Annotated in this window: 29 protein-coding genes; 11 read left to right on the top strand and 18 right to left on the bottom strand. The window is 58.7% G+C overall.

Annotated features, from left to right (window positions below; translation table 11 throughout):
• The first annotated feature begins 14 nt into the window (after positions 1-14).
• The 3 genes from B9Z47_RS07650 to B9Z47_RS07640 are packed head-to-tail and all read left to right on the top strand — an operon-like array spanning position 15 to position 2,879.
• Positions 15-1,010, top strand: coding sequence for a D-isomer specific 2-hydroxyacid dehydrogenase family protein (locus tag B9Z47_RS07650; protein ID WP_108330777.1), 996 nt, complete (start codon positions 15-17; stop codon positions 1,008-1,010).
• On the top strand, positions 1,007-1,837 hold the full coding sequence (locus B9Z47_RS07645) for an amidohydrolase (protein WP_108330612.1): 831 nt from the start codon (positions 1,007-1,009) through the stop codon (positions 1,835-1,837). Before B9Z47_RS07650 ends, B9Z47_RS07645 begins: the two co-directional genes overlap by 4 nt.
• Before the next feature lie 46 nt (positions 1,838-1,883).
• Complete coding sequence (locus tag B9Z47_RS07640) at positions 1,884-2,879, top strand: beta-propeller fold lactonase family protein (RefSeq protein WP_108330611.1); 996 nt, start codon at positions 1,884-1,886, stop codon at positions 2,877-2,879.
• 40 nt (positions 2,880-2,919) lie between these two features.
• On the opposite strand, the gene B9Z47_RS07635 is transcribed toward B9Z47_RS07640, so the two are convergent.
• Complete coding sequence (locus B9Z47_RS07635) at positions 2,920-3,435, bottom strand: bacteriohemerythrin (RefSeq protein ID WP_233253703.1); 516 nt, start codon at positions 3,433-3,435, stop codon at positions 2,920-2,922.
• A gap of 86 nt (positions 3,436-3,521) precedes the next feature.
• Positions 3,522-4,361, bottom strand: coding sequence for a class I SAM-dependent methyltransferase (locus B9Z47_RS07630; RefSeq protein ID WP_108330610.1), 840 nt, complete (start codon positions 4,359-4,361; stop codon positions 3,522-3,524).
• Positions 4,362-4,617: 256 nt separating this feature from the next.
• Here B9Z47_RS07630 and B9Z47_RS07625 point away from each other — a divergent pair, with 256 nt between their 5' ends.
• The gene (locus B9Z47_RS07625) at positions 4,618-5,640 is read left to right on the top strand and encodes a metal-dependent hydrolase (protein WP_108330609.1); all 1,023 of its coding nucleotides are present in this window, start codon (positions 4,618-4,620) and stop codon (positions 5,638-5,640) included.
• Between the two features lie 146 nt (positions 5,641-5,786).
• Here B9Z47_RS07625 and B9Z47_RS07620 read toward each other — a convergent pair whose 3' ends face one another.
• The 16 genes from B9Z47_RS07620 to B9Z47_RS07545 form a co-directional block, all read right to left on the bottom strand.
• Positions 5,787-6,413 carry a pyridoxamine 5'-phosphate oxidase family protein gene (locus B9Z47_RS07620; protein WP_108330608.1) on the bottom strand — a complete coding sequence of 209 codons (627 nt, stop codon included), beginning with the start codon at positions 6,411-6,413 and terminating at the stop codon, positions 5,787-5,789.
• A 208-nt stretch (positions 6,414-6,621) separates the two neighbouring features.
• Positions 6,622-6,867 (bottom strand): hypothetical protein, encoded by a 246-nt coding sequence (locus B9Z47_RS18900; RefSeq protein ID WP_233253702.1) that lies wholly within the window; start codon positions 6,865-6,867, stop codon positions 6,622-6,624.
• The gene (locus tag B9Z47_RS07610) at positions 6,845-7,468 is read right to left on the bottom strand and encodes a nucleotidyltransferase domain-containing protein (protein ID WP_233253701.1); all 624 of its coding nucleotides are present in this window, start codon (positions 7,466-7,468) and stop codon (positions 6,845-6,847) included. The genes B9Z47_RS18900 and B9Z47_RS07610 overlap by 23 nt, the downstream gene beginning before the upstream one ends.
• Before the next feature lie 43 nt (positions 7,469-7,511).
• Positions 7,512-7,679 (bottom strand): addiction module protein, encoded by a 168-nt coding sequence (locus B9Z47_RS07605; RefSeq protein ID WP_108330606.1) that lies wholly within the window; start codon positions 7,677-7,679, stop codon positions 7,512-7,514.
• Complete coding sequence (locus B9Z47_RS07600; RefSeq protein WP_108330605.1) at positions 7,680-8,033, bottom strand: hypothetical protein; 354 nt, start codon at positions 8,031-8,033, stop codon at positions 7,680-7,682.
• On the bottom strand, positions 8,030-8,314 hold the full coding sequence (locus B9Z47_RS07595; protein WP_108330604.1) for a DUF6516 family protein: 285 nt from the start codon (positions 8,312-8,314) through the stop codon (positions 8,030-8,032). Before B9Z47_RS07595 ends, B9Z47_RS07600 begins: the two co-directional genes overlap by 4 nt.
• Positions 8,315-8,570: 256 nt before the next feature.
• The gene (locus B9Z47_RS07590) at positions 8,571-8,879 is read right to left on the bottom strand and encodes a nucleotidyltransferase family protein (protein WP_108330603.1); all 309 of its coding nucleotides are present in this window, start codon (positions 8,877-8,879) and stop codon (positions 8,571-8,573) included.
• An 83-nt stretch (positions 8,880-8,962) separates the two neighbouring features.
• The gene (locus B9Z47_RS07585; RefSeq protein WP_108330602.1) at positions 8,963-9,310 is read right to left on the bottom strand and encodes a DUF86 domain-containing protein; all 348 of its coding nucleotides are present in this window, start codon (positions 9,308-9,310) and stop codon (positions 8,963-8,965) included.
• Positions 9,307-9,597: a nucleotidyltransferase family protein gene (locus B9Z47_RS07580; RefSeq protein WP_108330601.1), complete on the bottom strand. Its 291-nt coding sequence runs from the start codon at positions 9,595-9,597 to the stop codon at positions 9,307-9,309. The genes B9Z47_RS07585 and B9Z47_RS07580 overlap by 4 nt, the downstream gene beginning before the upstream one ends.
• A 51-nt stretch (positions 9,598-9,648) precedes the next feature.
• Complete coding sequence (locus tag B9Z47_RS07575; protein ID WP_108330600.1) at positions 9,649-10,188, bottom strand: DUF924 family protein; 540 nt, start codon at positions 10,186-10,188, stop codon at positions 9,649-9,651.
• A 40-nt stretch (positions 10,189-10,228) separates the two neighbouring features.
• A complete protein-coding gene (locus tag B9Z47_RS07570; RefSeq protein WP_233253700.1) occupies positions 10,229-10,525 on the bottom strand; it encodes a helix-turn-helix domain-containing protein in 297 nt (98 codons plus the stop codon).
• Positions 10,522-10,851: a type II toxin-antitoxin system RelE/ParE family toxin gene (locus B9Z47_RS07565; RefSeq protein ID WP_304598452.1), complete on the bottom strand. Its 330-nt coding sequence runs from the start codon at positions 10,849-10,851 to the stop codon at positions 10,522-10,524. Before B9Z47_RS07565 ends, B9Z47_RS07570 begins: the two co-directional genes overlap by 4 nt.
• 106 nt (positions 10,852-10,957) lie before the next feature.
• Entirely contained in the window at positions 10,958-11,197 is a 240-nt protein-coding gene (locus B9Z47_RS07560) for a hypothetical protein (RefSeq protein ID WP_108330598.1), read from the bottom strand.
• A gap of 74 nt (positions 11,198-11,271) precedes the next feature.
• Positions 11,272-11,739 (bottom strand): helix-turn-helix domain-containing protein, encoded by a 468-nt coding sequence (locus B9Z47_RS07555; protein ID WP_108330597.1) that lies wholly within the window; start codon positions 11,737-11,739, stop codon positions 11,272-11,274.
• A gap of 116 nt (positions 11,740-11,855) precedes the next feature.
• Complete coding sequence (locus tag B9Z47_RS07550; protein ID WP_108330596.1) at positions 11,856-12,110, bottom strand: DUF2442 domain-containing protein; 255 nt, start codon at positions 12,108-12,110, stop codon at positions 11,856-11,858.
• Entirely contained in the window at positions 12,103-12,369 is a 267-nt protein-coding gene (locus tag B9Z47_RS07545; protein ID WP_108330595.1) for a DUF4160 domain-containing protein, read from the bottom strand. The genes B9Z47_RS07550 and B9Z47_RS07545 overlap by 8 nt, the downstream gene beginning before the upstream one ends.
• A 278-nt stretch (positions 12,370-12,647) precedes the next feature.
• On the opposite strand from B9Z47_RS07545, the gene B9Z47_RS07540 reads away from it, so the two are divergent.
• The 7 genes from B9Z47_RS07540 to B9Z47_RS07510 all read left to right on the top strand — a co-directional run bounded on the left by B9Z47_RS07540 (position 12,648) and on the right by B9Z47_RS07510 (position 18,545).
• A complete protein-coding gene (locus tag B9Z47_RS07540; protein WP_108330594.1) occupies positions 12,648-12,968 on the top strand; it encodes a type II toxin-antitoxin system Phd/YefM family antitoxin in 321 nt (106 codons plus the stop codon).
• Positions 12,961-13,359: a type II toxin-antitoxin system RelE/ParE family toxin gene (locus B9Z47_RS07535; protein ID WP_108330593.1), complete on the top strand. Its 399-nt coding sequence runs from the start codon at positions 12,961-12,963 to the stop codon at positions 13,357-13,359. Before B9Z47_RS07540 ends, B9Z47_RS07535 begins: the two co-directional genes overlap by 8 nt.
• Before the next feature lie 48 nt (positions 13,360-13,407).
• Entirely contained in the window at positions 13,408-13,890 is a 483-nt protein-coding gene (gene rhuM / locus B9Z47_RS07530) for a RhuM family protein (protein WP_199226292.1), read from the top strand.
• Entirely contained in the window at positions 13,887-14,918 is a 1,032-nt protein-coding gene (gene rhuM / locus B9Z47_RS07525) for a virulence protein RhuM/Fic/DOC family protein (protein WP_108330592.1), read from the top strand. The genes rhuM (B9Z47_RS07530) and rhuM (B9Z47_RS07525) overlap by 4 nt, the downstream gene beginning before the upstream one ends.
• The gene (locus B9Z47_RS07520) at positions 14,908-15,777 is read left to right on the top strand and encodes a Bro-N domain-containing protein (protein ID WP_108330775.1); all 870 of its coding nucleotides are present in this window, start codon (positions 14,908-14,910) and stop codon (positions 15,775-15,777) included. The genes rhuM (B9Z47_RS07525) and B9Z47_RS07520 overlap by 11 nt, the downstream gene beginning before the upstream one ends.
• A 192-nt stretch (positions 15,778-15,969) precedes the next feature.
• A protein-coding gene (locus tag B9Z47_RS07515) for an IS3 family transposase (RefSeq protein ID WP_369911853.1) occupies positions 15,970-17,165 on the top strand; the annotation gives its coding sequence in 2 pieces (ribosomal slippage) (positions 15,970-16,225 and positions 16,225-17,165; 1,197 coding nt in all).
• A 156-nt stretch (positions 17,166-17,321) separates the two neighbouring features.
• Positions 17,322-18,545, top strand: coding sequence for an McrB family protein (locus B9Z47_RS07510; RefSeq protein WP_108330590.1), 1,224 nt, complete (start codon positions 17,322-17,324; stop codon positions 18,543-18,545).
• The last annotated feature ends 4 nt before the right edge of the window (positions 18,546-18,549 follow it).

Below are 18,549 nucleotides of genomic sequence, written 5' to 3'. Positions count from 1 at the left end.
ACGCAGCCATGTCTTTGCCCACGGTGCTGGTCACCCATCCCCGCGAGCGCCTGCAGACCTATTTTGGCGAACAGGCGCTGGCCCGTTTGCATCAGGTGGCCAGCGTCAAACTCAACCCCGATGCGCACGATTGGTCGACGGCCGAGTTGATTGAACAAGCCCAAGGCTGTGACGTGCTGATTGCCTATCGGCAGACGGCGCTGGATGCCGATTTTTTCGCGGCGGTGCCGGGTTTGCTGGCTGCCGTGCGTTGTGCGGTGGACATTCGCACCATCGATGTGGCAGCGGCAAGCCGGGAAGGTGTGCTGGTCACGCGTGCCAGCCCCGGCTTTGGTCCGTCGGTGGCGGAATGGGTGATCGGGGTCATGATCGATCTGAGTCGCCACATCAGCGCAGCCACGCTGGCTTATCGGCAAGGCCAGACTGTGGAGCCCCGGATGGGGGCTGAACTGCGTGGAGCGTGTGTGGGCATCATTGGCTATGGCGAAATCGGCCGCCTTGTGGCCCGTCTGGCGCAGGCTTTTGGCATGCGGGTGTGTGTCTACGACCCCTATGTGGTGCCGCAAGATCCGGCCGTGGCGTCGGTGGGCTGGCTGCAACTGTTGGCCCGTGCCGACCATGTGGTGTGCCTGGCCCCCGCAACGCCCGAAACAGAAAACCTGATCAATGCCCAAGCTTTGTCACTGATGAAACCTACGGCGTTTTTCATCAACGCATCGCGGGGCCAATTGGTCGACGAGCAGGCGTTGTTGCACGCGCTGGACCAAGGGCTGTTGGCCGGTGCTGCGCTGGACGTGGGGCGTGCGGCGGACCAGATGCCCTCAGCCGATCTGGCGCGTCACCCCCGTGTGATCGCCACCCCCCATGTGGGCGGTTTGACGCCGCCAGCCATTGCCCATCAGGCGCTCGAAACCGTGGTGCAAACGACAGACATTTTGCAAGGACGCATGCCCCACGGTGCGGTCAACCCGGCCCATGCCCAACGCTGGCAGGATCGGGCAGCGCGATGACCGCAGTTTCATGGGTTGTGCCCCCCGGGGCTTGCGACTGCCACATGCACGCCTATGACGAGGCTTACCCTTTGGCGTCCACTGCCACCTTCAAGCCACCGCACGCCCCCATGGCCGACTATGCCCAAGTGCAGGCCGCGCTGCGATTGACGCGTGTGGTGGTGGTGCAACCCACGGGCTATGGTTTTGACAACCGCTGCACCTTGGCCGCTGTGGCCAGCATGCCCGGCCGCGCCCGGGCCGTGGCCATGGTGCCGGTGCAGGTGAGCGACACCCAATTGCAAGCCATGCATGCCGCAGGCGTGCGGGGTGTGCGCATGATGATGTTCCCTGGCGGGCTGTTGGGCTGGGATGCGCTGGCACCGATGGCCGTCAAGGTGCAGCCTTTGGGCTGGCATTTGAATGTGCAGTTCAATGGCTGTGAGTTTGTGCAGCGCCTGCCACTCTTGCAAAGCCTGGATGTGCCGCTGGTGATCGATCACAACGGAAAATTTCTGGAGCCCCCTTCGGGCACGGACGACCCGGCGTTTCAGGCCCTGTGCCGCTTGCTGGACACAGGCCGTGTTTGGGTCAAGCTGTCTGCACCTTATGAGACTTCGCGCCACGGAGCGCCTTATTACGACGATGTGGGTTTGCTGGCACGTTACCTTGCGACCCATTACCCCGAGCGCTGTTTGTGGGCGAGCAATTGGCCTCACCCCAATCAAGACCCCGTGCCCTCCAATGCCGCCTTGCTGAACTTGTTGCCCGCCTGGGTTGCGTGTGATGCCGATCTGCAACGCATTTTGGTGGACAACCCTGCACAGCTTTACGGCTTTGATGCTTGAGCGCTCAGGTGCTCGGCTTTAGATGCATTTTCAGGAAATCTGACCCATGGCCCATGTTTATGTTTCCAATGCCGACAGTGGCGACATCTCGGTGCTGCACATGGCAGCCCATGGCGAGCTGCGGTTGCAAAGCACCGTGCATGTGGGTGGGAACCTCATGCCCATGGCCATCAGCCCTTCGCGGCACATGCTGTATGCGGCCCGCCGCAGTGACCCGATGGCGGTGGTGAGTCTGGCCATTGACCCGCAAAACCGCGATCTGCGCCGGGTGGGTGAGGCGGCTTTGCCCGCCAGCATGGCTTATGTGGGCACCGACATCACGGGACGGTTTTTGTTGGCGGCTTCGTACCCCGGGCACCAGCTCACGGTGAGCCCGGTGTTGGCCGATGGCTCGGTGGGCGCTGTGCAGCAGGTGGTGCCCACGGGCCCCAATGCCCACGCCATCGTGGCTTCGCCTTGCAACCGTTATGTGCTGGCCACCAGCCTGGGCGGCGGCGAACTCATGGTGTATGCGTTCAATGCCGAGACAGGCCAATTGAGCCCCGCATCCACCTGGCACGGGCGTGCCGGTGCAGGGCCTCGGCATTGTCGGTTTGACCCTGCAGGCCGGTTTGTGTACTTGCTCAACGAACTCGATGGCACGTTGGACGTGCTGGCCTGGGATGCCAAGCAGGGCCGTTTGAGCGGTGTGCAAAGCCGTGTGGACATTTTGCCCGCAGGCTTCACGGGCCAGCCTTGGGCGGCCGATCTGCACCTCACGCCCGATGGACGTCACTTGTACGCCAGCGAGCGCACTTCCAGCACGCTGGCACACTTTGCTGTTGACACGGTCACAGGTCACATCACCGTCAAGGGTCACACGGCCGTTGAAACCCAGCCCCGTGGTTTTGCCATTGACCCGATCGGCCAGCATTTGCTGGTGGTGGGCCAGTTGTCGCACCACCTGAGCCGCTTGTCGATCGATCGCGCCACGGGTCAGTTGGCACTGCAACAGCGTGTGCCTTTGGGGCAGGGCCCCAACTGGGTAGAAATCCTGGCCTGATCTGCGCGGGCTGTTTTACGCCACCCGCCGGGCTTGTGGATCAGCTGCTGCAGCTGACGCTGCCGCAACCCGACATGGTCACGTTTTGAATGGCCGATGGATCGGCCAGCGTTTCGCTCACGCTGTCAAAACCCACCGATTTCAGGTGGGCGGCCAAGCCCGCGTCCATGCTGGCGGCATGGCCCGGGAACCACTCGGCCAGTGCTTCGGCCATGCGGGTGATGATGGTCGGGTCGCTGTCCAGGTAATGGGCTTCCACCACACGCATGGTCTCCAAAATGGTGGCGTGGTGCTCGGCGTGGCAGTTGTCGGCCGAAAAGCCGGTGGCCAGCATCCAACGCTCTTCCTGCGCGAAATGCTCGACGGTGTGGTTCAGAAATTCTTTGTAAATCGGCAGTTGTTCGGCTTCGGGTGTGGCCAGGATCAGGTTGATCATGTCCGTGAATTCGCGGTGTGTTTCATCCATGCGGACATCGCCTGTGTGGAGCGAATCGGTCCAGACCATGGCTTGTGCAGCGGTTGCGTCGGAGGAGGGCGTGTGTGCGGTGGTGTGCATGGCAAAGCGTCAAAATGAATTTTCATTCAATTATGGCGCGAATGATCTACCTGCACTGTCCGGGGTCATGCTGGCTGATGGGGTTCTCAGGGCTGCGCGATTTGCAGGTGCGCCACGCCGTAGAGGGGGCCGCCCGTCCACGGGGTCATGCACATTTCGGCCCAACAGTAAGCCCAACCATACAGCTCGGCGACGGTGTGCTGTGCCAGCAACTCCAGTCGGGGATGAAAATGAGCGATTTCCAAGGCATTGTGGGCTCCCCAGCGAAATTGCGCACCGGTGCCTGATACGCTGGGGGCCATATGGGCATGGCCAATGCCCATGGGCGTCATGAAGTCGCAGATCAACTCGGACCCCTCCGGTGCGTTGTTGCCGATTTCGTTGAAGAAGGCTCGCACTTGAGTGGGTGTCAAATACATCAGCACACCTTCGCACAACAGCAGCATCGGTTCGCGCGTCGCACGGTCATTCAGGCCAAGTTGTTCCCACCAGCCGCGCTGGGTCAGATCAATGCAGACGTCACTGGCTGTTGCCGAATGCTCAGGCAAGAGCAAATGCCTCAATGTCACCACCCCTTCCAAATCCGCATCCAGCCAACGGTTGTGGCCATTGTTGAGCCACTGAAAATAATCAGACAGACCCGCCCCCAGATTGATGCCTTGTGAAGCCGGATGGTGTTGAAAAAAGTCTTCCGCCAGGCGCTTCATCAGCCGGGTTCGCCAAAGCACGTTCAGCATGGCAGACCTGTCTTGCAGCAAAGGGTCAACGTCATGGCCAAATCTGGCCATGACGTGCTGGGCCTGTACATCGCCAGGGTCTAGCCAAGGGTAGATGTCGCCACCCCGTGCGCGGGCAATCAGTGGGATGAGCAAAGTGCTGGATATCGCATCGAGCGCGATGCTGCTGCGGTCGATCTGTCGTTTCATGGCTTGTCTCCTGTGGCGTGGAACCTGTCTTTTTAGGCTGGGGTGTGGCTTGTTTGTCTGACGCGCATCAAACTTCGGGCCATCAAAGCGGGGTGTATACCGATTCAAATCCAGGCCTGATTCGTCCGGGCGCACAACGGGCTGTCAGCCCAGAGGATTTGCAAAAGCCGTTAATCTCTTGATGGGGGTCAATTGACCTGCTTTTCACGCCATGCGCGTTGGGCTCACAAGCCCCTGTTTTCAAAGGTCAAACACTGTGGATTCCGTCACGCAAGTACTGCTAGGTGCCTCGATCGGTGTGGCTGTCATGGGGCGGCGCGTCGCGTTGTGGAAGTCGGTCCTGTGGGGCGGTGTGGCCGGCTTGTTGCCTGACTTGGATGTGCTGTTGGACCACGGTGACCCGATCCTGAACATGGTCCGGCACCGCGCCGAAACCCATGCCTTGCTGTTGCTGGCGCTTTTCGCCTTTCCCATGGCCTGGGTGGTCAGCCGCGTCCATCGTCAGCCGCAACTGTACGGACGCTGGTGGTGGGCCATCATGCTGGCGCTGGTCACGCACCCTTTGCTGGACCTGATGACGATTTACGGCACCCAGGTGTTCCAGCCTTTCACCGACGAGGCTTATGGTCTGGGCAGCATGTTCATCATTGACCCGGTGTATTCACTGCCCTTGCTGTGTGGCGTGGTGGCGGCGCTGCGCGTCAGGACCGTGGGGCGGGCTTTGGCCATCAACGGCTGGGCGCTGGTCTTCAGCACCGCTTATCTGGCCTGGAGCGCCCTGGGTCAAGCTTGGGTCACGCAACACGCCCGTCAGTCGCTGCAGGCCCAAGGCGTATCCAGTCAGCAATTGCTGGTCACGCCCGCGCCCTTGACCACGCTGCTTTGGCGCGTGGTGGCGATCGACGGCGAGCACTTTCATGAGGGGTTTTATTCTGTTTTTGACGGTCGCCGCGCCATTCGCTTTGTGGCCCATGAGCGGGGTGGTGCACTGGCGGCCCAGCATGCAGATCACCCGCAATTGCAGCGGCTGGCCCGGTTTACCGATGGTTTTTTGAAGGTGCAGCGCAACAGCGAGAACTTGGTGGTGACCGACTTGCGCATGGGGCAAGAGCCCGACTATGTCTTTGCCTTTGACATCGGCATGCCGCTGCAACCTGGGCAGGCCCACCCCACTGCGGTGCAAAAAAGCCGCCGCATGGATGTGGGCCCGGGTTTGAAATGGCTGGGGCAGCGCATCATGGGTCTTGACTTGCCGCCACCGGGGCATCCGGGCAAGTGAAGCCCCGCCGCATTGGGTGGTGCTGCCTGTTTTTGTGGCACCCTGAGCCAAGCCGCACCGAATAAGGGTTTGCACGGATGTCCACGTTGTTGTCCACAACTTCATGCACAGACAGACGGGACAACTTGCGCACCAACTTCTTGGCCTTAAAGCGACTGCCGGTAGCGCGCCAGCATCTGGGCCTGGGTTTCGGCTTCGGTCTCTTGGCCGTGGAAGGCCCGCATCTGATCGCGCAGCATTTCGCCCATGCTGGGCATCTGATCGCGGTCGATGTGGTGCGAAGCGTCCCACAGCTTGGAGCGCATGAAGGCCTTGGCGCAATGCAGGTACACCGAATCCACCGTCAGGCGGATCGCCAGCGCGGGCGTGCGCCGTGCATCGGCGCACAGGGCCAAGTCGGCCGGGTCGGTGGACAACACGGCCCGGCCATTCACGCGCAAAGTTTCGTCAAAGCCCGGCACCATGAACAACAGCCCCAGGCTGCCCGTGGCGACGATGTTCTCCAGCGTGTCCAACCGGTTGTTGCCTGGTGCATCGGGCAACAAGAGCGTCTGCGTGTCCAGCACCTTGACGAAACCCGCATCGCCCCCGCGAGGCGAAGCGTCCATGTGCCCATCCGCATCGCTGCTGGCCAGCACCACAAAGGGCGACAAACCAATGAACTGCAGCGCATGCGCGTCGAGCGACGGGATCTCTTTTTTGAGCGAACGCTCGCGGGCAGGGCCGTAGAGATTTCGCAGGGCGGGGAGGGTGGTGATGTGATGGGCTGTCATGGGACGGGCGCTTGGTGTGTGTGGGCGAGTTTGGGCTTTAGGGTTTCTGTAACGCTTGCCAAACTTGTTGTGTGGCTTTGATCAGGTCGACGACCAAGCGCTCATCGACATCCATCATGCCTTCTTATTCACCGAGGTTGCACTTGTTGTGACACAAGTCCAGCACACGCCAAACCTCAGCCCCCAGCCCCAGTGTGTGGGGCAATGCCTAAAAGACGATGTAGCGGTTGCTCGGGCGAAAGCCTTTCTTTTGCAATGCAGCCAAACACAAGGCGTGAGCCGCGTTGCAGGCCAGATCAAAGCGGCTTTCCAACGCCAGTGTGGCGTTGGTTGCGTCGGTTAAACGGGTGCTGCCCGTTCGCAGCAAACCCGCGATTTCGGTGGCGTCGGGCGGCTCCGCTTTGAGCGAGCCGCTGGGGCCACTCAGGTTTTCAAGTGGGGTGGGTGGGCTCATGTTGTGGTGACTCCTCCTGGCCGATCAGCCATATTTTTGGCTGTTGCGTCACGCGGTTGATGAAGGCATTGTCACCCAGCTGGCGAGCTTTGAAGTCGGTCGCTGAGTAAATGGCAGGGTTGATTGGGCGCCCCAGTGTTTGGCTGGCGGGCTCCAGCGCTGCGAACACATCGCCATAGCCCAGCGTGTCGCTGACCAGCAGCACGTCGATATCACTGGCGCTGGTGTCTTGTTGCTTGGCCATGGAGCCAAAAACAAACGCCAGCGCGATTTGCGGCGCAATGGGCAATAGCGCCGTGCGCAACACATCGGCCAGCCCCATGGTTTTGAGCACCAGAGCGCGCAGCTCGGTAAACACGGGCGAGGCTGCGTTGGCTTGAAAGTGTTTTTGGTTGCCCTGTTTGCGAACCGTGAGCAAACCCGCTGCGGCCAGATCGGCCAACTCGCGCTGCACAGCCCCAGCGCCTGACTGCACGAGGCCAATCACCTCGTTGGTGTAGAAGCTGCGGTCCGGTGCCAAAAACAGCACGGCCAGCACGCGCTGACGCACCTTTGAAAACAGCGCGTTGGCGATGGAAGAGGTGATTGAAGCGGTATTCATACCCATAATGGGTTTGATCATACCTTATTTGGGTATTTTTGGCTCATCCCAATTTGACTGGGTATTGGGCCACGACCTCGTTCAGCGGGATGGCTTGAACCTCACCCCGGTAATAAGCGCCCAGACGGCTTTCTGCTTCTTGTGCCCATTGCTCGTCCAGCGAGTGGTCACGTTCGTCGGATGAGTCCGAAACCTGATTGACCGAGGTCATTCAAGCAGCCTTGAGATACATGTCAATGTGCATGGACGAGTAAGGGCAAAGCACACCGCCAGACTCGGTGCGCTCCAGCAGCCCCAGGTCGGCCAGCACCACCACGTCTTCGTGCACGCGCTTGACATCGCGGTCCACCAACCGTGCCAGCTCGCGCACCGAAAGCTCGCCCTTGCCTTGCGCGGTACGCACCAGCGCCCAGCGCTTTTCGGTCAGCTGGCCAAAGAAGTGGCCGGGGCTTTCAAAGTTGAGCACTTCGCCTTGGTAAGTGCTTTTCTGCGCCGCTTGGGCAGCTGCACGCAAACCGGCTTGCCAGTCGGGTTGCAGCGTGATGGTCAAAAATCGCTCGGTCATGTTGCTCTCCTGGCCGCTACAGCGGCGATGAAGTCTTCCACCAGTTGGTCCACGCCTGTGAATGTGTAAGGCAGCTCTTGCCCGTCCAAATGGCAGTGGTCGCCTTTGCCCCGCTCGTTGTCAAAGCCAACGATGCGAACGCCATCCTTGGCATAGACCGCACGGTATTTGAAGCCGTGTTCGGTAGGTGGAACCGGGGTGGGCACCTTCCAGACCACTAACTCGATCACGCCACCATCGGGTGTGATATTCCTGAAGCGGGTAATCAGTTCGGCAGACATGTTGGCTATTTTGCCAACATGTTCCGTGTGTTGTCAAGAATGACAACGCTCACTGGGAAGGCTTAAAACCCCGACCCCAGTTCGCTCAAAACGCCAGTACCTCGGGCGCGGACTCGCGACCGAGGACGGCGTCGCGGTGTTGGCTGAGTGCTTGGGATGGTCGCATGGGTGCTGATTTGAAGCGCAGGGCTTCTTACAAGCTTGATTTGCGGTTGTGCGCTCAGCAAAGACTGAACAACGTGATCAACCGCGAGGGTCATGCTGCATAAATCGACTCGCGGTGCTGGTTGATGCTGGCCAGCACAAAGGGGTTACATACGGCACCGGGCTCGATCAGATCAACCCCACGTCCCAGAAGTGTCTCCAGTTCTGACTGGATACCAAAAAAGCGGTGCAAGTCTGCAGGGGCCTCGGGTGAGAACTCCACCAGAAAGTCGGCGTCGCTGCGTTCTGCGTCAAAGTCATCGGCACGGGCGGCCGAGCCGAACACCTCCAGTCGGCGGATTTGGTATCGCTGACAGATGGCCGAAATATCGGCGCGGTGTTGGGCAATGGCGGGGTGCATGGGGCAAGTTTAGCGAGGTTCTGCGGCCAAGGGCATTCAGGCCGATTTCAAAACCATGACGATCTTAAAACCTCGACCCCGGCTCACTCAGAGACGAAGGAATCGAGCTGAACTTTGAGTGTCGGCAGGGCTGTTTGCAGCGTGTCCCAAACCACGGCAAGGTCGATGTCGAAATAACCGTGTGCAATGCGGTTGCGCATGCCGCGCATGCTTCGCCATGGAATTTCCGCGTGCTCTGCGGCGAATTCAGGGTGCTGGTCCATGACCTTTGTTGCCGCTTCGCCCAAGACAATCAAGCTCATTACCACTGCCTGCTGGGTGCGCTTGTCCTGCTCGAAATCGGGCTGAGCCATGCCTTCTGTGAAGGCCTGTGCGTCGGCGATCGCTTGGCGCATGTGGCCCAAGTAATCGGGCAAACGGTTGATCTTCATAGCGGGCGGGCTTCTTGCACCACCGCATCCCGAAACTTGGGCGGCAAGTCTTTGGGCGTGAGCACATCCACGGACACACCCAACAAGGTTTGCAATTCGTCTTGCAAGCCACCCAAATCAAACAGCGTGGTGCCGGGCAGAGGGTCTACCAACAAATCCAAGTCGCTGCCCTCGACGTCGTGGCCATGCAAAGCCGACCCAAACACGCGCGGGTTCGCCACGCGATAACGGGCTGCGGCTTGGCAGACGGCGTCGCGGTGTTGGCTGAGTGCTTGGGAGGGTCGCATGGGGTGTAGTTTAAAGCGATTGACCAGCGCTGCCCATCTAAGGGATATGGCTTAAAACCCCGACCCCGGCTCACTCAAAAAAGCCAACTCCTCGGGCGTGGAGTTGCGGCCCAAGATGACATTCCGGTGGGGGTAACGGCCAAAGCGCTCGATGATGGCTTGGTGGCGCTGCTCGAAGCGCAGGGTGTCTTCCATGCCCGGTTGCGCAAACAGGCGGACGGCTTGGGCGTGCACCAGGGCGGACTCGCTGTGCATGTAGGGCATGTAGGCAAAGCTGCGCTGCGCCAAGGGCAGGCCGCGGTCTTGCCCGCTGGCCACCAGCTCTTGCGCCAGCGCCAAGGCCAGCGCGTCCTGCGCAAAGGCTTGGGGGGTGTCGCGGTAGACATTGCGCGAGAACTGGTCGAGCACCAAGACCTCGGCCAAGCGCCCCTCGGGCGTGGCGCGCCAGGTAAACAACTCACACCGCGCCGCAGCTTCGAGCGTGGTCCCGAAGCGGGTGCGGATGGCTTCGTCCAAGGCGGCGTCTTTGGCGAAGTGGTGCTTGGGGGTGAGTTCGGTGAACCAGAAGTGGAGGATGGTTTGTGGGTTCATTGCGATAGTGCGGTTGGAAGCCGCTAGAGCAGCCATTCCATCAAGCTGCCCGCTTTACAGACAGCTTGACGGTGTAACCCAACTGCGCTGCCACATTGACCAGTGCATCCAGCGTGAATTTGTGAGTACGGCCTTTGACCAGATCGTTCATGCGTGGTTGGCTGATGCCTGCGCGTTGTGCGGCCTCGGCTTGGGTGATGTCGAGTTTGAGGATGACCTTGCGGATGTGCGAGACCAAATCGGCACGCAGCAGCAGGTTTTGTGCTTCGGGTTCGGCAAAGCCAAGGTCGTGAAAAACGTTGTCGCTGCCAACGACCATTTTCAGTTTATTGCTCATGACTGATTCCCTGCCTTTCTTGTGTTCAGCAATGCGTTGTAACGGTTGTGCGCCAACTCCAAATCGGGGGCTGCGGTCTTCTGTGTCTTCTTGACGAAAGCATGCAGCACATACACCGCCTCTGAAAACTTGGCCACGTAAATTACCCTGTACTGGTTGCCTGCTCGCACCCGGATCTCGAAAACGCCAGCGCCCACGGTCGTCATGGGTTTGAAGTCGCTGGGCATCAAACCGTTTTGAATCTGCCGCAACTCCGTACCCACCATGGCCCGAGCTTCATCGGGAAATTCTCTGACCGCATTGAGACTGGTGCCTAGCCACTGGATGCGTTTAATTTTATATCCGTTTTGATAATTTTTGGTGTTGCAATTGTCTTAACAATAAACGATTGGCTTGGGTCCGTACAAGGCTAAAACCCCGACCCCGGCTCACTCAAAAAAGCCAGCCCCACAGGCGTGGACTCGTCACCGGCGACTTGCGGGCCAATTCGTCGAGCGATCGGCTGTGCACATCGCGCCGAAAAATCGACTCGTACAAGGCGGTGTGCTCGCTGTCAGCAAGATAGGCCGTGGCTTCGGACGGCAAGCAAAAACGCCCCGATTGCAAACCGGCGGGTGCCAACAACAAGCCGTTGATTCGCACGTTGGTTTTGCGCGCACGCGTCAGCTGCACGCGGTGAAAGGTCTGGCCAGGGCCAGCTCAAGAATGGGTGGATGCAGGTCTTTGAATTTCATGGAACGAGGCGGTCAATGCCCCTCTGCCGTGGCCAGATCGATCACGCGCTGGGCGGGTGTGCCTTGCTCCAGCGCGGTGCGGGGTGACTGGCCGTCGAGTGCCGGGTGCGGGCTTTCCAAGAAAGCCAGCAGTTGCCAGCCGTCGGGCGAAGCCAAGGCAGCCGCCATGGGCGCGAGGACCGGAAAGATGAACGGCTCGAATTGCCAGCGGGGCAGCTTGTAGCCCCGGCGCAGGTGCGACACGCCAATGCAGCGGCCGCTTTTGATCCAGGCGTTCATGGTCACGCGGGTGGTGCCCGACAGTGCGGCCGCTTCGTCGGTGGTGATCATGTCAGCAGCCTGAATGCGTTGCAGCCGGTACTGTGCACCCAAGCGCAGCAGTGCGTTGGTTTGCGCTTCTGAGGCGTATGGGTCTTGACCGCTGGCTTTGTTACGGGGCAAATCTGGGATGCCAGAGAGAGGGAAGGTGAGCGTGTTCAAGGTGTTCTTCCTGGTGCACCCGCTTGACCAATAAAACGGGGCCAGCACCCAAGATGCTGGCCCCGTGATTTTAGGAAAATTCGTAAATTTCGTTATCTTGTCGAGATCGTTTCTGATCAAGCAGCGGCTTTGACGGCATGAGACAGCTCATACAGTCGAGCGGCTGAAAGTTCCAGCCCGTTGGGCCAGCAGAGCGCACCGGCATCGACAAAGCATCTTGAAAAATAAGCCGGGTCACGCAACGCCTCCAATAATGGGCCTTGGCGGTCGGTCAAATACCGGGCACCGTCAAAAACGCCCTGTGTATGGTCGCTGAAAGTCAGTTCCAATTGATGGGCTGCAATGGTCTTTACATCAAGCAACTTAATCACGGTCGGCTCCTTGTATGCGGTCTAGTGGTTCGAAGTGTTGGGCTTTTTCCCAATTATTGAGCAGTTCCGTTTGGTGAAGCAGGCACCAGTCTTTAACAATGCTGGCTACTTTTCGTGGAAGCTCGCCTTGCGAGACCAAACCGGTTTCAATCGCGACCAAAGCCTCAAACCCTTGGTACTCCACATGGATATGCGGTGGCGGGTGATCATCGTGCCACATGCGCACGATGATTCCGAAGAAGATGGCAATCGTTGGCATGGATCACACTCCTAAGCGCGGGAGGCACGCCGCATCAATCGACTCGGGGTGTTGGGCAATGGCGGGATGCATCGGGCAAGTTTAGCGAGGTTCTGTGGCCAAGGGTATTCAGGCCGATGTCAAAACCATGACGATCTTAAAACCCCGACCTCGACCCCGGCTCCCTCAAAAACGCCAGCTCCTCGGGCGTGGACTCACTGTGCATATAGTCCGTAAGTAAGCAAAAGGCCAAGTCGAATTAGAATGTGCAGAATTCTGCAATGTCATAGGAGCCGGTCATGGGTTTTTCTGCCAGCGATGTCGTGCCGTTCACGCAAGCACGCTCCCACCTGTCCGAGCTGGCCGACCAGGCCAAGGCCGGGGCAGAGAAGATCATCACCAAAAACGGCGAGAGCTACGTTGCGCTGATCGGCTCTGACCGACTGGACTATTACCACCGCCTGGAGCGCGAACGCATTCACCTGTTGTTGATCGATGACGCCAAGCGCGGCCTGGCCGACATCACCGCAGGCCGCACGTTTGAAGCAGACGCCGCGCTGGCCCAGCTGCAACAGCAGCGCAAGACCGCCATCAAACTCCCTGCCAAGCAACGTGGCTGATCCGCTGTACCGGGTCGAGCTGACCGCCAGCTTCCTGGAGCGCCTTGAATCCATTGAGGCGTTTTTGGTGGAAGCGGATGCGGGCTTGGCGTTCGATGACTTGCTGGCCGAGATTCGCGCCACGGTCATCCCGAACCTGCGGCGCTTTCCTCGCATGGGACGGCGCTACTTGGCCAACCCACCGCAGTCAACCGAGGCGCTGGCGCTGCTGGCGGCCATGCCTGCGGGAGCGCCGGATGCGCTGCGCGAATACCTGCACGGCGACTATCTTGTGCTCTACGTGGCCATGGAATCCCAAGAAACGGTGGTCCTGCTGACCGTTCGGCACCACCGCCAACTTTCGTTTGATTTTGCGCGGCTGTGGCCGTCAACGCCATCGACGTATGACTGAACAGCTCTAAACCACAGTGGCCAAAATTCAATCTGAGGAGCAACCCGCATGAGCAGCAACAAAAACCTGCCCACCATTCGTTCATCTGCAGCTGAATGCCTCACCTTTGTTGCCGCCAACGGCCAAGGCGGGGTAGAGGCTGTGTATGCCGACGAAGATGTGTGGCTGAGCCAAAAAATGATGGGCGAGCTCTATGGCGTTAACGTCCGTACGGTGAGCGAACACCTTAAAAACATCTTTGCTGACAACGAGTTAGAGCAAGAGGCAGTTATCCGGAATTTCCGGATAACTGCCGCAGACGGCAAAAACTACAACACCCAACACTACAAGCTATCGGCCACCATTGCGGTGGGCTACAAAGTCAACTCTGAGCGGGCGGTGCAATTTCGGAAATGGGCCACGGGCATCATCAAAGAATTCACCATCAAAGCCTACGCCATGGACGACGAGCGGCTCAAAAACGATGGCTCCATTCTGGGCAAAAAATACTTTGAGCAACAGCTCTTCAAACCGCAGGGGGTGGCGGCATGAGTACCCAGCTGGTGCAAATTTATCAGTCCGAAGATGGGCGGGTCGAGCTTGAGATTCGGCTGGAACAAGAAACACTGTGGCTCACGCAAGCACAGATAGCCGACTTGTTTCAGGTCAAGCCACAAAACATCACGCAGCACTTAAAAAATGTGTTCGATAGCGGAGAGTTGATAGAGGCGGCAACTTGTAAGGATTTCTTACAAGTTCAAAAAGAGGGCCGCAGAATGGTTGAGCGGCAGCGCAAGCTTTACAACCTCGATGCCATTATCTCGGTGGGTTACCGTGTCAATTCCAGCCGAGCCACACAGTTCCGTAACTGGGCCACCCGCACCCTCAAGCAGCATTTGGTGGACGGTTACACCCTGAACCAACGCCGCCTCAAAGAGCGCGGTATCGAGTTTGAACAGGTCATTCAACTGCTGAGCAACACTTTGGCCAACCAGCAATTGGTGCAGCCCGAGGGCTCGGCGGTGCTGTCGGTCATTGCCGACTACGCCCGCAGCTGGAGCTTGCTGCAAGGCTATGACGAGCAAAGCCTGGCCGCACTGCCTCACAAGCAAACGGGCATGCAGGCTTTGGCGTTGACCCATGTGTTGGCCGCGATTGGCGAGCTCAAATCCACACTGATCGCCAAAGGCGAAGCCACCGAGTTGTTTGGCCAACTGCGCGGCGAGGGTTTGGCATCTAGCATTGCCACCATTGAGCAAGGCTTTGGCGACGAATGGTTTTACCCCCATGTGGCCAGCCGCGCCGCGCATTTGCTGTACTTCGTCATCAAAAATCACCCGCTGGTCGACGGCAACAAGCGCAGCGGTTCGTTTTTGTTTTTGTGGTACTTGCGTTTAAACCAGCATTTGCTGGCCAAGCCCGTTGAGCAACTGATCAACGACAACACGCTGGTGGCACTGGCCCTGCTGGTGGCCGAGAGCAAGCCCGAGCACAAAGAGCTGATGATTCGCTTGGTGGAGCATTTTGTTTTGCTCAAGGACGACTGCAGCGCGGATGGTGGAGAAAATCATGCCCAATGACCGGCCCGTGGAAGTGCAGTTGTTTGAGTCGCAGCTGATTCGCAACGAGTGGGATGCGGAAGCCGAGAAATGGTGGTTTTCGGTGGTCGACGTTGTGGCGGTGCTGACCGATCAGCCCGACTACACGCGGGCGCGCAAGTACTGGAGCGTGCTCAAAGTTCGCTTGAAAAACGATGGCAGTCAGTTGGCTACAAACTGTAGTCAACTGAAATTGACCGCTGCCGATGGCAAAAAGTACCTGACTGATGTGGCCGACACCGAGCAAATCTTGCGCCTCATCCAGTCCATCCCCAGCAAGCGGGCCGAACCCTTCAAGCTCTGGCTGGCCGAAGTGGGCAGTCAGCGCCTGGACCAGCTGCAAGACCCGGAGCTGAGCATCGAGCAGGCCATGCGCGACTACAAGCGCTTGGGTTACACAGACAACTGGATCAACCAGCGGCTCAAGAGCATCGAAATCCGCAAGGAGCTGACCGACGAGTGGAAAAAGCACGGCTTGCAAGAAGGGCCAGAGTTCGCCTTTTTGACCGACGTGATTTACAAAACCTGGGCCGACAAAACCGCCAAGGAATACAAGCAGCACAAGGGCCTTAGACAAGAAAACCTGCGCGACAACATGACCAACAAAGAGTTGATCATGAGCATGCTGGCCGAGCTGTCTACCAAAGAAATTTCAGAAGCCGTGCAGCCGCAAACGCTGGACGAGCACGAATCCGTGGCCAAGCGCGGCGGCGGGGTGGCCCGGCAGGCGCGGCTCAAGCTGGAGGCGGAGACAGGTAAAAAGCTGGTGAGCCCGCAAAACGCCAAGCCGCATCAGGCCTTGGGGCAGAACCCCAGCAAAAAAGCAGGGGGCAAGACATGAGCAGGCACAAGCTCACCAAGCGTGATCAAACCACCGGATTTCTGAGCCACACTGCCCCTAACGGGGCATCAAGGTGGATGTGCTGCTCATCAGTGGGGCTAGTTGGCTCCGGTACCATCGCCAACATTTGACCTTGCCCCCGAAAAACGTACTCCATAGCTGATGGGTAAAAATCAGTAACAGGAGTGAGAGATGAGCGAAACGAAACGACGGGCGCGGTACACGCTGGAATTCAAGCTGGAGGCTGTGCGACTGGTCAAAGGTGGTCAAGTGGCCGCTGTTACGGCCAAGATACTTGGCATCCCCAAGCAGACGCTGGAGAACTGGGTTCGCCTGGATGGCAAAGGGCAACTCAAGGGGGCGGGAGACAAGCCGGTGAGTGCCGAGCAAATGGAGCTGGCGCGACTGCGCGCCGAACTGGCCCGGGTCAAGATGGAGCGTGACATCTTAAAAAAAGCGACGGCGTACTTCGCAAGGGAATCGACGTGAGGTACGCCTGGATAGCCAACAACAAAAAGCATTGGCCGGTTTCGCTGGCGTGTGACATGCTGGGCGTGAGCACCAGCGGCTTTTTTGAGAACGTGCGACGCAAGGGCGCTGACAAGACCTCCAAGCCAGGCACCAACAAGCGCATCAGCAACGAAGCCTTGCTTGCCCACATCCGGGCCATCCACGCCGAGGTCAAGCAGGAGTACGGCTGGCCCAAGATGTGGAAGGAATTGGTGGCGCGCGGCATCCGGGTGGGCAAGGAGCGTGTGCGCCGGATGATGCACAACAACGGCATCAAAGCCAGGGGCAAGAGGAAGTTTGTTGTCACCACCGACAGCAAGCACAGCCTGCCCATTGCACCCAATCTGCTGCAACGCGACTTCACGGCCAGCGCGCCCAACCAGGTGTGGACGGGGGACATCACCTACATTGCCACCGACGAGGGCTGGCTGTATCTGGCCGTGGTACTTGACCTGTTCAGCCGCCAGGTGGTGGGCTGGAGCATGCGGCCGCACATGCAAAGCTCACTGGTGACGGATGCGCTGCGCATGGCGTGGTTCAGGCGTTCACCAGAGGCGGGCGTGATCTTTCACTCGGACCGTGGCAGCCAATACTGTGGCCACGAATTCCAGGCGGCGCTGGCGGGCTACAAGATGAAAAGCTCGATGAGCCGCAAGGGCGACTGCTGGGATAACGCGCCCACGGAGAGCTTCTGGGGACGCCTGAAAGTGGGTCGCTTGTACGGCAGGAAATTCGAAACCCGCAGGCAGGCCATGGACGAGGTGATGGACTGGATGACGTTCTACAACCACCGCAGACTTCATTCGACCCTGGGCTACGTCAGTCCGATGCAGTTTGAGAAAAGCTGGCACGCGGCACAGCAAAAGAAGGCCGCATAATCGAATGGCTAAGAGGTGCGTTCAACAGGGGCAGGTTCACTGTGTCATGTCCTGTTTCCTGACTCGTTTGAGCGGATCTTCAGTAAGGGCCACAAAATTCAGGTGGCGCGTGCCCACAAGATCTGGACACCACCTTTGGGCGAGAGCCGTCCAGCCATGGATGCGGCATTGCTAGAGCTCCGTAAACGGCTTGAGATTCAGTATCCGGGTGTCGTGGACTATTACACGCAACCAGTGGGTACGCTCCTTAAACAGGAAATTATTCAACCTGACAAGGTGAAAGATGGGCAGGCCGAAAATGAAGAAGTGCCCAAGGATTCTGATGGCCTGACTGTGCGCGAGCCCGATCCTGAATATGACGTTGAGGACGCAACCAACGCCAAGCCTACGCTTCGCCTTGCTGACAACCTGATTTTGTTTGGCCCACCGGGTACTGGCAAAACCTTCGAAATGCAGGTGCGTATGAAAGCGGCCTACGAGAAAGGTGAGGAATTCGCCTTCGTGGCCTTTCACCCCAGCTATTCTTATGAGGATTTCATTGGTGGCCTGCGACCCGTGCCATCCCAATCCGGAGCGGGCATAGCTGTAATTTTCCAAAAGGGCCCATTTTTGACTCTGTGCGAAAAGGCCCATGCCAATCCGAACGAGCAGTTCACCCTCTTTATTGATGAGATCAACCGTGCGAATGTGGCTAAGGTGTTTGGTGAGCTGATCACCCTCATTGAACCCAGCAAACGCGTGATTGCCGGAAGCAAGGTGAATGACGAAGGTGCCTGGGTGACCTTGCCTGGTTTGCCAGATCGCTTTGGTGTGCCCGACAACCTTCACATTGTGGCCACAATGAATACGGCAGATAGGTCCATCGCGATGATGGACATCGCCTTGCGGCGGCGATTTCGCTTTCAAGAGTTCGCACCTGATCCCGAGCAGATCAAGCCGTTCATGGTCGGTGCCATTGATTTGAGGGTGCTGCTGCAGTGCTTGAACGATCGCTTGGAATATTTGCTCGACCGTGACCACGCCATCGGTCACGCGGTTTTTATGGGCATTACATCCCTAACTGAGCTTCAGGCGGTGTTGGCACAGCGAGTGATTCCGCTTCTTCAGGAGTACTTCTTTGAAGACATGGAAAAGGTACGCCTGGTCTTGACTGGCAACGGTAAGGACAGCGTATTCTTCAAGTCGCGTTCTCTGTCACCGTCCGAACTTTTTCCTGGTGCAAAGCAAGCCGTTGGGACTGAAGCAAGGTCTACGTTTGCGGTAGGCGAACCCAGCAGCTGGAGTGAGGCGCACATCATGGGGCTTTACGGCGCTGCATCATCGGCTGTAGTGGCGCAAGCGCAGACTGACGAAGTAGCCTACAACCAGAACCCGGTTTGATTCC

It is taken from the genome of Limnohabitans sp. 2KL-1, assembly GCF_003063435.1.
In the GTDB taxonomy this organism is placed as follows: domain Bacteria; phylum Pseudomonadota; class Gammaproteobacteria; order Burkholderiales; family Burkholderiaceae_C; genus Limnohabitans_A.
The sequence above is the reverse complement of the archived record's forward strand: the minus strand, read 5'-3'. Positions and strand labels throughout refer to the sequence as shown.

What these genes read in the sequence shown, in the direction of transcription:
- B9Z47_RS07645 (WP_108330612.1), top strand. Translation starts at nt 1,007, where the DNA reads ATGACCGCAGTTTCATGGGTTGTGCCCCCCGGGGCTTGCGACTGCCAC.
- B9Z47_RS07640 (WP_108330611.1), top strand. Translation starts at nt 1,884, where the DNA reads ATGGCCCATGTTTATGTTTCCAATGCCGACAGTGGCGACATCTCGGTG.
- B9Z47_RS07635 (WP_233253703.1), bottom strand. Translation starts at nt 3,435, where the DNA reads ATGCACACCACCGCACACACGCCCTCCTCCGACGCAACCGCTGCACAA.
- B9Z47_RS07630 (WP_108330610.1), bottom strand. Translation starts at nt 4,361, where the DNA reads ATGAAACGACAGATCGACCGCAGCAGCATCGCGCTCGATGCGATATCC.
- B9Z47_RS07620 (WP_108330608.1), bottom strand. Translation starts at nt 6,413, where the DNA reads ATGACAGCCCATCACATCACCACCCTCCCCGCCCTGCGAAATCTCTAC.
- B9Z47_RS18900 (WP_233253702.1), bottom strand. Translation starts at nt 6,867, where the DNA reads ATGAGCCCACCCACCCCACTTGAAAACCTGAGTGGCCCCAGCGGCTCG.
- B9Z47_RS07610 (WP_233253701.1), bottom strand. Translation starts at nt 7,468, where the DNA reads ATGAATACCGCTTCAATCACCTCTTCCATCGCCAACGCGCTGTTTTCA.
- B9Z47_RS07605 (WP_108330606.1), bottom strand. Translation starts at nt 7,679, where the DNA reads ATGACCTCGGTCAATCAGGTTTCGGACTCATCCGACGAACGTGACCAC.
- B9Z47_RS07600 (WP_108330605.1), bottom strand. Translation starts at nt 8,033, where the DNA reads ATGACCGAGCGATTTTTGACCATCACGCTGCAACCCGACTGGCAAGCC.
- B9Z47_RS07595 (WP_108330604.1), bottom strand. Translation starts at nt 8,314, where the DNA reads ATGTCTGCCGAACTGATTACCCGCTTCAGGAATATCACACCCGATGGT.
- B9Z47_RS07590 (WP_108330603.1), bottom strand. Translation starts at nt 8,879, where the DNA reads ATGCACCCCGCCATTGCCCAACACCGCGCCGATATTTCGGCCATCTGT.
- B9Z47_RS07585 (WP_108330602.1), bottom strand. Translation starts at nt 9,310, where the DNA reads ATGAAGATCAACCGTTTGCCCGATTACTTGGGCCACATGCGCCAAGCG.
- B9Z47_RS07580 (WP_108330601.1), bottom strand. Translation starts at nt 9,597, where the DNA reads ATGCGACCCTCCCAAGCACTCAGCCAACACCGCGACGCCGTCTGCCAA.
- B9Z47_RS07575 (WP_108330600.1), bottom strand. Translation starts at nt 10,188, where the DNA reads ATGAACCCACAAACCATCCTCCACTTCTGGTTCACCGAACTCACCCCC.
- B9Z47_RS07570 (WP_233253700.1), bottom strand. Translation starts at nt 10,525, where the DNA reads ATGAGCAATAAACTGAAAATGGTCGTTGGCAGCGACAACGTTTTTCAC.
- B9Z47_RS07545 (WP_108330595.1), bottom strand. Translation starts at nt 12,369, where the DNA reads ATGCCAACGATTGCCATCTTCTTCGGAATCATCGTGCGCATGTGGCAC.
- B9Z47_RS07540 (WP_108330594.1), top strand. Translation starts at nt 12,648, where the DNA reads ATGGGTTTTTCTGCCAGCGATGTCGTGCCGTTCACGCAAGCACGCTCC.
- rhuM (WP_199226292.1), top strand. Translation starts at nt 13,408, where the DNA reads ATGAGCAGCAACAAAAACCTGCCCACCATTCGTTCATCTGCAGCTGAA.
- rhuM (WP_108330592.1), top strand. Translation starts at nt 13,887, where the DNA reads ATGAGTACCCAGCTGGTGCAAATTTATCAGTCCGAAGATGGGCGGGTC.
- B9Z47_RS07520 (WP_108330775.1), top strand. Translation starts at nt 14,908, where the DNA reads ATGCCCAATGACCGGCCCGTGGAAGTGCAGTTGTTTGAGTCGCAGCTG.
- B9Z47_RS07510 (WP_108330590.1), top strand. Translation starts at nt 17,322, where the DNA reads ATGGATGCGGCATTGCTAGAGCTCCGTAAACGGCTTGAGATTCAGTAT.